Source organism: Polaribacter sp. BAL334 (assembly GCF_015767435.1).
GTDB lineage: Bacteria > Bacteroidota > Bacteroidia > Flavobacteriales > Flavobacteriaceae > Polaribacter.
In genome coordinates, this window is sequence record NZ_JADWOV010000319.1 from 58,520 (window position 1) to 71,032 (window position 12,513).

At 32.9% G+C, this 12,513-nt stretch carries 11 protein-coding genes and 1 tRNA gene; 3 read left to right on the plus strand and 9 right to left on the minus strand.

Annotated elements, in window-relative coordinates; genetic code table 11:
* Positions 1–30: 30 nt before the first annotated feature.
* Positions 31–1,026 (minus strand): L-glyceraldehyde 3-phosphate reductase, encoded by a 996-nt coding sequence (gene mgrA / locus IU405_RS13435; RefSeq protein ID WP_197439125.1) that lies wholly within the window; start codon positions 1,024–1,026, stop codon positions 31–33.
* Positions 1,023–3,923 carry an FAD-binding and (Fe-S)-binding domain-containing protein gene (locus IU405_RS13440; RefSeq protein WP_197439126.1) on the minus strand — a complete coding sequence of 967 codons (2,901 nt, stop codon included), beginning with the start codon at positions 3,921–3,923 and terminating at the stop codon, positions 1,023–1,025. The genes mgrA and IU405_RS13440 overlap by 4 nt, the downstream gene beginning before the upstream one ends.
* Before the next feature lie 239 nt (positions 3,924–4,162).
* On the opposite strand from IU405_RS13440, the gene IU405_RS13445 reads away from it, so the two are divergent.
* Both IU405_RS13445 and IU405_RS13450 read left to right on the plus strand, forming a co-directional pair.
* Complete coding sequence (locus IU405_RS13445) at positions 4,163–6,658, plus strand: M14 family zinc carboxypeptidase (protein WP_197439127.1); 2,496 nt, start codon at positions 4,163–4,165, stop codon at positions 6,656–6,658.
* A 105-nt stretch (positions 6,659–6,763) separates the two neighbouring features.
* Positions 6,764–6,922 (plus strand): YqaE/Pmp3 family membrane protein, encoded by a 159-nt coding sequence (locus IU405_RS13450; protein ID WP_197439128.1) that lies wholly within the window; start codon positions 6,764–6,766, stop codon positions 6,920–6,922.
* Positions 6,923–6,982: 60 nt separating this feature from the next.
* Here IU405_RS13450 and IU405_RS13455 read toward each other — a convergent pair whose 3' ends face one another.
* From IU405_RS13455 to IU405_RS13485, 7 genes are all read right to left on the minus strand, one after another.
* The gene (locus IU405_RS13455; protein ID WP_197439129.1) at positions 6,983–7,321 is read right to left on the minus strand and encodes a tRNA-binding protein; all 339 of its coding nucleotides are present in this window, start codon (positions 7,319–7,321) and stop codon (positions 6,983–6,985) included.
* A 2-nt stretch (positions 7,322–7,323) separates the two neighbouring features.
* On the minus strand, positions 7,324–7,788 hold the full coding sequence (locus IU405_RS13460) for a DUF962 domain-containing protein (protein ID WP_197439130.1): 465 nt from the start codon (positions 7,786–7,788) through the stop codon (positions 7,324–7,326).
* A 39-nt stretch (positions 7,789–7,827) separates the two neighbouring features.
* The gene (locus IU405_RS13465) at positions 7,828–8,793 is read right to left on the minus strand and encodes a succinylglutamate desuccinylase/aspartoacylase family protein (protein WP_197439131.1); all 966 of its coding nucleotides are present in this window, start codon (positions 8,791–8,793) and stop codon (positions 7,828–7,830) included.
* Positions 8,783–9,658 carry a 30S ribosomal protein S6--L-glutamate ligase gene (rimK, locus tag IU405_RS13470; protein ID WP_197439132.1) on the minus strand — a complete coding sequence of 292 codons (876 nt, stop codon included), beginning with the start codon at positions 9,656–9,658 and terminating at the stop codon, positions 8,783–8,785. The genes IU405_RS13465 and rimK overlap by 11 nt, the downstream gene beginning before the upstream one ends.
* Complete coding sequence (locus IU405_RS13475; protein WP_197439133.1) at positions 9,655–10,095, minus strand: ATP-dependent zinc protease; 441 nt, start codon at positions 10,093–10,095, stop codon at positions 9,655–9,657. Before IU405_RS13475 ends, rimK begins: the two co-directional genes overlap by 4 nt.
* A 58-nt stretch (positions 10,096–10,153) precedes the next feature.
* On the minus strand, positions 10,154–11,710 hold the full coding sequence (locus IU405_RS13480; protein ID WP_197439134.1) for an NAD(P)/FAD-dependent oxidoreductase: 1,557 nt from the start codon (positions 11,708–11,710) through the stop codon (positions 10,154–10,156).
* Between the two features lie 211 nt (positions 11,711–11,921).
* Positions 11,922–11,995 (minus strand) — tRNA-Met (locus IU405_RS13485).
* A gap of 110 nt (positions 11,996–12,105) precedes the next feature.
* On the opposite strand from IU405_RS13485, the gene IU405_RS13490 reads away from it, so the two are divergent.
* Entirely contained in the window at positions 12,106–12,486 is a 381-nt protein-coding gene (locus IU405_RS13490; protein ID WP_197439135.1) for an START-like domain-containing protein, read from the plus strand.
* Positions 12,487–12,513 lie beyond the last annotated feature (27 nt).

The window sequence follows — 12,513 nt, forward strand, 5'->3', positions numbered from 1 at the left end:
AAAGGGAAGTTTTAACTTCCCTTTTTTGTCTTATAAATTCTGACTAATTGCATTCAATTCCTCCTCAGAAAAATGAGTATTTTGAGTAGCTTTTATACTGTCCAAAATTTGCTCAGTTTTGCTTGCTCCAATCAAAACAGAGGTAATTCTGTGGTCTTTTAAAATCCAAGAAATGGCCATTTGCGCCAAACTCTGATTTCTATTTTGTGCAATTTCATTCAATGCTTTAATTTTTGGCAACATTTCTAAAACCTGATTTGTGTTCAAAAACGGACTGTCCTTCACTGCTCTTGAATCTTTTGGCAAGCCATTGATGTATTTATTACTCAACATTCCTTGAGCCAAAGGCGAAAAACAAATGGCACCAACTCCAGTATTTCCTAACAAATCTAGTAACCCGTTTTCAATCCATCTGTCAAAAATATTATAACGTGGTTGATGAATCAAACAAGGAGTTCCCAAATCTTGTAAAATTTTAAACGCTTGTTCAGCTCTTTCAGGTTGGTAATTTGAAATTCCAATATACAATGCTTTTCCTTGACGAACCATCAAATCCAATGTTCCCATTGTTTCCTCTAAAGGCGTGTCATAATCAGGTCTGTGATGGTAAAAAATATCTACATATTCCAAACCCATTCTTTGCAAACTTTGGTCTAAACTTGCTACTAAAAACTTTTTGGAACCCAAATCTCCATAAGGACCTTCCCACATTCCATAACCCGCTTTTGAAGAAATAATCAATTCATCTCTGTACGATTTGAAATCTTTTTTCAGAATTTTCCCAAAGTTTTTTTCAGCAGATCCTGGAGGTGGACCATAATTATTTGCCAAATCAAAATGGGTAATTCCGTTGTCAAAAGCGCATTTTAATAAGGCTCTTTGATTTTGAAAATCATCATTTTTCCCAAAATTATGCCATAATCCCAATGAAATTTCTGGTAAAAGCAAACCACTATTTCCAGTTCTTCTGTAGTTCATTTTTTGATAACGATCTGCGTTTGCAGTGTATTTGAATTTTTTACTCATGAGATAATTGCTTCTTTTAAAATGGTGATTGGGTGTTTTGCAATACGTTTTGTTCCATCATAAATTTGATGGCGACAACTGGTTCCTGCAGCTGCAATTTCGGTTTCGATAGTACAATTTCTAATTTTTGGGAATAAGGTATCTTCGCCAACTTGCATACTAATTTCGTAATGTTCTTTTTCATATCCAAAAGAACCTGCCATTCCGCAACATCCTGTATTTAAAATAGTTACCTTATAGTTTTTAGGAATATTCAATATCTGAAAACTAGCATGTGTACTTGATAATGCTTTTTGATGGCAATGTCCGTGAATTTTTATTTCTTTTTCTTCGGATGAAAAAATGGCGGCATCAAAGTTGTTTTTTTGATGTTCATTGCTCAAAAATTCTTCAAAAGTAAAAGCGTTTTTTGCAATATTTTCAGCCGAATTTTTATCAGTTGCCAAGCGAATATATTCGTCTCTAAAGGTTAAAATGGCAGAAGGTTCAATCCCTATCAAAGGTGTTTTATCCGAAATTTTATCTTTGAAAATTTCAATATTTTGGTCACACACTTTTTTGGCTTCTTTCAAAAATCCTTTTGAGATAAAACTACGTCCACTTTCAGAATGAGGTAAAATTTTTACTTCATAACCCAACTTCTCCAACACAAAAATGGCGTCTTTTCCAATTTCAACATCATAAAAATTCGTGAATTCATCATTAAATACATACACTATTTTTTGTTTTTTGGCGATTTTTTGTTTCGCAAACCAATTGCTAAAAGTGGTAGAAGCCAATTTAGGAACGCTTCTTTGTTGGGCAATTCCCATCACCGATTTTGTGAATGAAGTATTCAAAACAAGGTTCGTAATTGCAGGAGCAATACTTCCTATTTTGTTGTATTTCACATTATTTGCAAACAACGAATTTCGGAAAGAATAGCCATTTGTTTCTTGATATTGGTACAAAAATTCTGCTTTCATGGTAGCAATATCCACATTACTTGGACATTCAGAAGCACAGGCTTTGCAACTCAAACAAAGGTCAAAAACTTCTTTTAATTCTTTGTGATTGAACTTATTAGCTTCATCAGAATTTGTTAAAAAATCACGTAACGCATTGGCTCTTGCTCTTGTAGTATCTTTTTCGTTTTTGGTAGCTCTATAACTTGGGCACATGGTTCCTCCAGCAGAAGCAGGTTTTCTACAATCTCCTGAACCATTGCATTTTTCAGCCAATTTTAAAATTCCTTCGCTATCAGAAAAATCTTGAATTGTGTTAATTTCAGGTTCTTTTCTGTCCACTTCATAGCGTAAACTTTTATCCATTGGAAAAGCATCCGTAATTTTTCCTTGGTTGAAAACGTTTTGTGGATCAAAGGCTTTTTTGATTCTTCGCAATAATTGATAGTTTTGATCGCCAATCATCAACGGAATAAATTCAGCACGTACAATTCCATCTCCATGTTCACCACTAAATGAACCTTGATATTTTTTGACCAATTGCGCAGTTTCTGTGGTGATTTTTCGAAATAACACTACATCTTCTTGCTTCTTTAAATTCAGAATTGGACGCAAATGAATTTCTCCAGCTCCAGCATGCGCATAATAGACAGCATCTTGCTGAAATTTGTCCATCATTTGTGTGAATTCTTCAATATAATTTGGCAAATCTTCCAAAGCAACAGCAGTATCTTCAATACATGCTACAGCTTTCATATCTCCAACAATATTTCCTAATAAGCCTAAGCCCGCTTTTCTCAATTCATGCACTTTGTTGATGTCACTTCCATACACTTTTGGATGGTAAAATCCGAAGTGGTGTTTTTGCAAATCAGCAATCAATTTATCCGCTAAAACTTCAGTTTTTTCTACTGAATTTGAAGAAATTTCCAACATCAAAATTGCTTCAGGATCACCTTGAAGAAAAAAGCGATTTTTAGCTTGTTCTCTGTTATTTTTTGTACAATCTAAAATCGTTTTATCCATCAATTCACAATTGTATAAATTGTGATTCATGGCAATTAAAGTCGCTTTCATACTCTCATTAATGCTTGTAAAATGAGAACAAACCATGATGCTCTCCTTTGGAGGAAGTGCATCTAATTGTAACGTGATTTCCGTTGAAAAAGCCAATGTTCCTTCACTTCCCGTCAGTAATTTTGCAATATTGATGGTTGATTTTGTACCGCCAAATAATTCAGATGTTAAAAATTCATCCACAGCATATCCTGTATTTCTTCTGTGAATGGTTTCTTTTGGAAACTCTTTTTTGATTTCTTTTTGATTGATTTCAGAAGAAAGTTCTTCAAAAATCGTTTTATAAATAGTGCCTTCTAAGTCATTTTGTTTGGTTTTTTCAAGGAATTTATCCGAAGAAATTTCCTCAAAAATAGCGATACTTCCATCACTCAAAATAGCTTCAATTTTCAACACTTTATCACGAGTTACACCATATTTGATAGAGGTGCTTCCTGAGGAATTGTTTCCAACCATGCCACCAATCATACATCTATTGGAAGTGGAAGTATTTGGACCAAAAAATAAACCAAAAGGCTTTAAATACAAATTCAATTCATCTCTTACAATTCCTGGCTGAAGCGTGATGGTTTTTGATTGCTCATCAAAATGAATGATTTTAGTAAAATATTTTGAAACATCCACCACAATTCCATCTCCCACACATTGTCCAGCCAATGAAGTTCCTGCAGTTCTTGGGATTAAAGTGATATTGTTTTTTGAAGCAAAATCAATTAAAATTTTGATGTCATTTTCATTTTTAGGAAACGCTACTGCCAAAGGAATTTTGCGATAAACAGAGGCATCAGTTGCGTAAATGGTTTTATGCAATTGGTCAAAAAGGAGTTTTCCTTCCAATGAATTGTGCAGGTTTTCAAGTGCAAAATGGTCAATCATGAGTAATAAACAATAGATAAATTGTGCTTACAAATATCCGAATAAATTTTGCATTTTTAGGATTACAGAAAGTGGATTTATCACTTTTGTGAAATTCATAAAAATTAGATTTTTCACTTTAAATTTCATAGGAAAAGCGCTTTTTTTTACTCTATTAATCAAAATCGAGTGTTAAAAAAAAGTATTTTCAAACTTAGATTCCTATATTTGAATTCTTTATCAAATTCAATTCATTTTCAATGAAAAAAATATCATTATTTCTTTTTTTATGTTCCTTTTTTACGGTAGCTCAAAATGTAGATTTGTCTTATTATTTGCCCAAAGAAACGTATAATGCTACTATTCCAACACCCAAACAAATCATAGGTCATGAAGTAGGAGAGTGGCATGTGACGCATGATAAATTAGTGCAATACATGAAAGCGTTAGCAGCTTCTTCTGACAGAATTTCCATCGAAAATAGAGGGGAAACCTTTGAAGGAAGACCGCTGATTTTATTGACAATTACTTCGCCAGAAAATCACAAGAATTTACAAGAAATTAAAAAACAACACATTGCTGCAACAAATGATGCCAATATTGATGTTTCCAATCATCCAATTGTGGTGAATCAAGGATTTTCTATCCATGGAAATGAAGCAAGTGGCTCAAATGCAGCATTGGCAATTGCTTATTATTTAGCAGCTTCTGATACTGAAGCAACCAAAGAATTATTGAAAAACACCATCATTTTATTTGATCCGTCTTTCAATCCTGATGGATTGCAGCGTTTTTCATATTGGGCAAACTCAAATAAAAATAGGAATATCAATCCAGATCCAAATGACAGAGAATATCATGAAGTTTGGCCTGGAGGAAGAACCAATCATTATCAATTTGACATGAACCGAGATTGGTTGCCTGTGCAATTGCCAGAAAGTAAAGCTCGTTTGAAAACTTTTCATGATTGGTTGCCCAATATTTTAACGGATCATCATGAAATGGGCAGTAATTCCAGTTTCTTTTTTCAGCCAGGAATTCCTTCAAGAACACATCCAATGACGCCTCAAATCAATCAAGATTTAACGAGAGAAATTGGAAATTATCATGCAAAAGCTTTTGATAAATTGGGTTCTTTGTATTATTCAGAAGAAAGTTTTGATGATTTTTATTACGGAAAAGGTTCTACGTTTCCTGATATCAATGGAAGTATTGGTATTTTGTTTGAGCAAGCAAGCTCAAGAGGGCATGCTCAAGAAACTGAAAATGGCATTTTGACGTTTCCTTTTACCATTCGAAATCAAGTAACATCGGCATTTTCAACTTTGGAAGCTGCTAAAAATATGCGTGTAAAAATCTTACAATATCAGCAAGATTTCTATGCTGAATCAAGAAAAACCTTTGAGAAAAAAGCCATCGTTTTTGGAGATGAAAAAGATGCTGCAAAAACATTTCATTTGGCAGAAGTGTTGAAAAGACAACAGATAAAAATTCATGAAGTTGCTGTTGACTTTACTCAAAATGGTAAAAATTTTAAGAAAGGGTATAGTTATGTAGTGCCCATGAATCAAAAAAATCATCGATTGTTAAAAGCCATGTTTACGGTACAAACTACTTTTAAAGATAGTTTGTTTTATGACATTTCAGCTTGGACTTTCAATCATGCATTTGGGGTAGATTATGCTGAAAACGTGCCACTTTCCAAAGCAGGAAAGGAAATCACGGAATTGAGTTTGCAAAAAGGAATCGTTTCAAACCAAAGTGATTATGGATATTTGATGCCTTGGAATGAGTTTTATGCACCAAAAGCGTTGCATGCAATCCTGAAAAAAGGAGTAAGAGCGAAAGTTGCCATGAAGAACTTTGCAAATGAAAATACCAATTATGAGTATGGAACTATTTTTATTCCGGTTCAAAATCAAGTGTTGAATTCATCTGAATTATTTCAATTTTTGACTGAAATTGCTTCCGAAAGTTTTGTTTCTATAAATGGTGTTTCAACTGGGTTGAATGAAGGAATTGATTTGGGAAGCGAAAATTTTGCTGCTGTAAAAACTCCAAAAGTTGCAATGTTGGTTGGAGATGGCATTTCAGGAAATGATTCTGGTGAAATTTGGCACTTGTTTGATCAACGATTTGATATTCCTTTGACTCGCTTGGATTTGAGTTATTTTTCAAGAATTGATATTTCAAAATACTCACATATTATCATTCCAAGTAGCTCAAATATTGGTAAAAACGAAGAAGATACATTGAAAACTTGGGTTCAAAATGGAGGAATTCTTATTGGTTATAAAAATACTGCAAAATGGTTGGCAAATTCCAAATTTATCAACCTTGAATTCGATTCACCTAAAAGAGATTCCATCAAAAATGTTTCTTTTGAAAATCGTTCTTTACAATCTGGAGCGCAAGTGATTGGAGGAGCCATCTTTGAGGCAAGAATTGATCGTTCACATCCTATAAATTTTGGGTATAAAAACGATAAAATAGCACTATTTAGAAACTCAACGATTTTCATAAAACCAGATAAAGTAAGTTTTAATAATCCAATTCAATACACTTCAACTCCTTTATTGAGCGGGTATATTTCAAAAGAAAATGCGAAAATTATTCCAAATTCGGTTCCTTTTAAAGTGCAAAGATTTGGTTCAGGAAAAGTGATTGTTTTTACAGATAATACAAACTTCCGTGGTTTTTGGTTTGGAACCAATAAGTTGTTGATGAATGCTCTGTTTTTTGCGAGTGAAATGTGAGTTTGAGTTCAAAATTTTGGAATTTTAAATTCACATTGATTGATTTTTGATTGTAACAATTTTAGTGGAGAATCGTTTTTATAAACAACTAACTAAGCTAGCATCATGAGTATTTTAAGAGTTTTATTGGCTATTTTCTTTCCTCCATTTGCAGTGATTGATAAGGGTTGTGGCTCTTTTTTAATTATTTTTATTTTGACTATTTGTGGTTGGATTCCTGGAGTAATTGGAGCCTTGATTATTTTGAATAAATCAAAGACGTAGTTATTAGTTGTGAGTTTTTAGTTTTTAGTAAACTTAAAATTAAAAACTTAGCACTCAAAATTAACTTACTTGTTCTCCATTTTTTATTGAGCTTGAAGCCTTCAATAAAACTACATTTTCAGATTCATTATGAACTCCTAATACCAGAACTTCACTGACAAAATTAGCGATTTGTCTTGGTTTGAAGTTTACAATAGCAGTAACTTGTCTTTTTATTAATGATTCTTTTGAATACAATTGTGTGATTTGTGCACTTGATTTTTTGATGCCTAATTCTCCAAAATCAATCGTCAATTGATACGCAGGTTTTTTGGCTTTTGGAAACTCATTGACTTCGATAATTGTTCCCATTCGGATATCAATTTTCTCAAAATCATCAAATGAAATCAATTCTTTCATGATTATTTTTTAGTACCCAACTTTTGAATTACCCACAAAGGACCTATCAATAAAAATTGCAAATCTTTCAAGAAAGACGGTTTTGCGCCCTCTACTTTATGACCGTAAAATTGTCCAATCCAAGCCAACAAAAAAACGGTTATGGATACATAAAAAATAGAAAAATGATTTCCAATCCAGAAATTGAGTACCACACTCAACAGAATTACAAAAACCATTTGCACAAAATACCAAAATCCCAAACGCAAGTAAAAAATTGAAATCAATAAACCAACAACAATTGCCCAATTTTCGAGCAAAGGATTGTATAAACCGAAAGTGTTTTCTAAAAAAGTAGTAGGAATACTCATCAATAAACCAATCACACTGAAAAAAATCAAAGGCACACATATATAATGAATGGAAATATTGGTCTTGTTTTGATGACTGAGAGCGTATTCGTTAAAATATTCTTGGGCGGTTTTCATGATGAAATATTTTATATTAAATGATAATCTAGAAAAATTCTAAATTTCTTCGTGTTCACTTTCGTTACTAATATGGAACAACGCATCTCCTTTATTCACAATCGGTGTTTTATTGATGCAAAAAATATGACCGTCAAAAGGAGCAAATACCTTTTTTTTAAAATCACCAAAGGGATCTAAAATAACTGCTAAAACTTCTTTCTTTTTGACAAAAGTGCCGTTTTTCACATTGAGTTTAAACATTCCTGAATAAGGTGCTCTTAACCACTTTGTTCTTTTTAAGTGAATGGGCTCAACAGTTTTTTCTATGGTTCCTTCTATTAAACCCAAATGAGTTAAGATATTTTTTGTGCCTCTAACACCATGTGAAATGATTTTTGGATCAAAATTTTTAGATTTCCCTCCTTCAAACAACAAAACAGTTTTTTTCATTTTGTTCAATGTTTCACGCAGCGATTTTGCAATATAATCAGAATGAATGATGAAAGGCGGATTAAAAATTTCTGCTAATTTCATGGTTTCTGACTCTTCTTCATGACATCGAATTTGCGGCATATTCTCTTTATCACCACCACCAGTATGAAAATCAATTACATAATCTACAAAAGGAGCAATATTTTCAATGAATTGATGGGCAAATTGACTTGCCAAAGAACCATTTGGTGAACCCGGAAAAACTCGATTTAAATCTCTTCCATCAGGAAATTCACGGGTTTGAATAAGATATCCAAAAATGTTAAAAACAGGAATACAAATAATAGTTCCTTTGGTAGGTTTGTTGATTTTTTGCGCAATAATTTCACGTATAATAGCAACTCCATTTACTTCATCTCCATGCAAACCAGCTAATAAAAGCACAACAGGACCACTTTTTTTTGCGCGATTCACAATGACAGGAACTTTTACAGTGGTTCGTGTATGCAATTTAGCCACTTCTAAATCGAGCAACACACTGCTTCCTTTCGGAATTTCTTTACCTAAAAGTACAAAAGGTTTACTCGACATGAATTTCTAAATATCTGATAATTTCTTTCGCGATATTTTTTCCAGTAACTCGCTCAATTCCTTCCAATCCTGGAGAAGAATTTACTTCCAAAACCAAAGGTCCTTTGGATGATTGTAGCATGTCAACACCTGCAACACCCAATCCCATTGCTTTTACCGCTTTTAAAGCAGTTTTTTCTTCTTCATCAGTCAATTCAATGACAGTTGCATTTCCACCTCTGTGTAAATTGGAACGAAATTCTCCTTCTTTTCCTTGCCTTTTCATAGCGCCAACCACTTTTCCGTCAACTACAAAAGCCCTGATATCTGCACCTCCAGCTTCTTTTACAAATTCTTGTGCTATTACTCTTGCTCCTAAACCATTAAAGGCTTCTAAAACGGAAGTTGCAGCGTTTTTAGTTTCCACCAAAACCACCCCCAAACCTTGAGTTCCTTCTAATAATTTTAATACCAAAGGAGCACCTCCTACTGATTTTACTAAATGAGAAACATCTTTGGTGTAATTGGTAAATACCGTTTTTGGTAAGCCTACTCCAGCTCTTGCTAAAATTTGTAAACTACTTAATTTATCTCTAGAGCGTGTCAATGCTTGCGAAGAAACACAAGTGACTACTTTCATCATTTCGAATTGACGCACCACAGCAGTTCCATAAAAAGTAACTGATGCACCAATTCTTGGGATAATTGCATCCACATTTTCTAAATATTCGCCTTTATAAAATATTTTAGGAGCTCTTTTTTCAATTTCAATATTGCATTTTAGATGATCAACTACCAAAACTTCGTGTTTTCTTTTTTCAGCAGCTTCAACCAATCTTCGGGTAGAATATAATTTTGGATTTCTTGATAATATGACTATTTTCATATATGATTATTTTTTTGTTTGTGAGAAATATTTGTTCTAGAAGTATCTATCACAAAGCGTTTGTTTAAAAATTTTCTACCCAATAAAACAGGAAACTTCATATCTTTTCGTTCACTTAATGTAAGGTGAATTGGGAATGAAGTGTTAAAAATAAATATTTCAGTTTGAATTAAATATCTTTTTTGAACAATTCCATTAGAACTTTTTACTAATTTCATGGAGAAGTTCTTTGTACTATATTGGTTATTATTATAAAATGGATGTTTTGGATCTAACAATGTAAATCTAATATAATTTTCATTATTGATGGTAATTTCTTCAATATTTGAACAATGAATAGAGGAAGTATAAGCTCCAGAATCAATTTTCACATCGATTTCAAAGAGAGAAAATTCTTTAAAATCGGCTTTGTCAAAACGCCCAATAGTTATTTTCATGCAGGTAAACGAATAATAGTAAAATTAATGATACTTATTGATTTTATGCAAAAAACTTTTACAATTTTAAAATGGCAGCTTCAGCACAACGTTCTCCATCCATAGCTGCAGAAACAATTCCTCCTGCATAGCCACCACCTTCTCCACAAGGGAATAAACCTTTGATTTGAGGATGTTCTAAATCATCTTTTCTTGGAATATTTACAGGTGAAGATGTTCTTGATTCTACACCCACTATATTTGCTTCATTGGTATAATATCCGTGCATTTTTTTTCCAAAAGCATCAAATCCTTTGCGCAATCTGCTTCCAATATTTTTAGGTAATAAAGAATGAAGAGGAGCTGATTTTAATCCAGGTTGATAAGAACAATCGTTTAAATTGGTTGACAATTTTCCTTCTACAAAATCTGTTAACCTTTGAGCAGGAGCAGTTTGTGTTCTGCCACCAGCTAAAAATGCCAATTTCTCCAAATCTTTTTGATATTCCAACCCTTTTAAAGGACCAAACTTTTCATATTTGGATAAATCTCTTTCAGCATTAATTTCTACTACAATTCCTGAATTAGCAAACTTGTTATTTCTTTTGCTTGGCGACATTCCGTTTACCACAACTTCGCCATTTGCTGTTGCAGCTGGAACTATAAAACCTCCTGGGCACATACAAAATGAATACACACCTCTTTCGTTAATTTGCTGCACTAAACTGTATGCAGCAGCTGGTAATAATTCGTCTCTTTCTCCCGAACAATGGTATTGAATTTGGTCTATAATTTCCTGTGGATGTTCCACACGAACTCCCATAGCAAATGATTTTGCTTTGATTGATATTTCTTTTTTGTAAAGCAATTCATATACATCTCTTGCAGAATGTCCTGTAGCTAAAATAACGGAATTTACTGTCATTTCATTGCCATTTTGCAATTGAATAGCTTTGATTTCATTGTTTTTGATAACGAAGTCTGTAACTCTAGTTTCAAAATGGATTTCTCCTCCAAAATTCAATATCGTTTCACGAATATTTTCTACGATTTTAGGTAATTTATTGGTGCCAATATGAGGATGAGCATCAATCAATATTTGTTCTGTAGCTCCGTGAAAAACCAGATTTTCAAAAATCCGTCTTACATCACCTCTTTTCAAACTTCGGGTGTACAATTTTCCATCAGAATAAGTTCCTGCACCACCTTCGCCAAAGCAATAATTAGAATTTTCGTTAACAATGTGATCTTGATTTATTGCTTTGATGTCTCTGCGTCTTTCTTGTACTTTTTTTCCTCGTTCTAAGACTACAGGTTTGAAACCTAATTCTATGCAACGCAAAGCAGCAAACATTCCTGCTGGTCCAAAACCGATAATGTGAACTTCTTTTGATTTTGATACATCTTTGTAATCAAAAGCGTAAGCAGGGTTTTCCGAAATGTCTTCATTCAAGTATACTGCTACTTTATAATTGAAAAAGATTTCCTTTTTTCTGGCATCAATTGATTTTCTTAGGACTTTGATTGCTGAAATTTCGTTCTTATCAATACCTAAAGCAACCGCTGATTTATACAAAAGAATGTCTTCTTTTCGTTCTTCAGTTAAATTTATACGAAGTTGAATTTCTTGAATCATTTAGTGAAAATAAAAAGAATGGATCATGTATAGTCTGTGAAAAAATTTGTTTGAAACATTTTTAGGTAACTGATATTCAGTGTAAATATACTTTTAAAATTCATAAAAAAGTTTCAAATCTCAAAATGCTAAAAAAAATATTTTCATCAAATTTTGATATCAATTTTATGAAAATAAAAAATCTCAAACAAATTAAGTTTGAGATTTCTTGTAGCGAAGACGGGAGTTGAACCCGTGACCTCAGGGTTATGAATCCTGCGCTCTAACCAACTGAGCTACCTCGCCATTAGGTTTTGAGGGTGCAAATATAACTCAATTTTACAGATACACAATATGTGATTTTAATTTTTTTAAAATAGAATTATTGCCTATCTTGTCCGACAAAGTAATCAAAAATGGAGAAAATAAAATTTGAATTAGAAGTAGCTATTCATGCTTCGCCAAGCATGCTATTTCAGTACATTTCAACACCCTCAAGTTTGCAAGAATGGTTTGCTGACAGAGTTAATTCCAGAGGAAAAATTTTTAGTTTCAATTGGGATGGTGTGGAAGAACAAGCGGAACTTGTTTTAAAAAAATCTGATGAAAGAGTTCGTTTTAAATGGCTAGAAAGTGATGATGATAGTTATTTTGAAATTCGGATTCAAGTACATCCTTTAACAAACGATGTGTCTTTGGTAATCACAGATTTTGCAGATGATGAAGATGAAGTTGAAGAATCTAAACAATTGTGGGAGAGTCAGATAGAGGAGTTAAAACATGTTATTGGAGCATAAGAAATAACCTATGTAAAGTAGTATAAA

What these genes read in the sequence shown, in the direction of transcription:
- IU405_RS13455 (WP_197439129.1), bottom strand. Translation starts at nt 7,321, where the DNA reads ATGAAAGAATTGATTTCATTTGATGATTTTGAGAAAATTGATATCCGA.
- IU405_RS13440 (WP_197439126.1), bottom strand. Translation starts at nt 3,923, where the DNA reads ATGATTGACCATTTTGCACTTGAAAACCTGCACAATTCATTGGAAGGA.
- IU405_RS13490 (WP_197439135.1), top strand. Translation starts at nt 12,106, where the DNA reads ATGGAGAAAATAAAATTTGAATTAGAAGTAGCTATTCATGCTTCGCCA.
- IU405_RS13460 (WP_197439130.1), bottom strand. Translation starts at nt 7,788, where the DNA reads ATGAAAACCGCCCAAGAATATTTTAACGAATACGCTCTCAGTCATCAA.
- IU405_RS13445 (WP_197439127.1), top strand. Translation starts at nt 4,163, where the DNA reads ATGAAAAAAATATCATTATTTCTTTTTTTATGTTCCTTTTTTACGGTA.
- mgrA (WP_197439125.1), bottom strand. Translation starts at nt 1,026, where the DNA reads ATGAGTAAAAAATTCAAATACACTGCAAACGCAGATCGTTATCAAAAA.
- IU405_RS13480 (WP_197439134.1), bottom strand. Translation starts at nt 11,710, where the DNA reads ATGATTCAAGAAATTCAACTTCGTATAAATTTAACTGAAGAACGAAAA.
- IU405_RS13465 (WP_197439131.1), bottom strand. Translation starts at nt 8,793, where the DNA reads ATGTCGAGTAAACCTTTTGTACTTTTAGGTAAAGAAATTCCGAAAGGA.
- IU405_RS13450 (WP_197439128.1), top strand. Translation starts at nt 6,764, where the DNA reads ATGAGTATTTTAAGAGTTTTATTGGCTATTTTCTTTCCTCCATTTGCA.
- IU405_RS13475 (WP_197439133.1), bottom strand. Translation starts at nt 10,095, where the DNA reads ATGAAAATAACTATTGGGCGTTTTGACAAAGCCGATTTTAAAGAATTT.
- rimK (WP_197439132.1), bottom strand. Translation starts at nt 9,658, where the DNA reads ATGAAAATAGTCATATTATCAAGAAATCCAAAATTATATTCTACCCGA.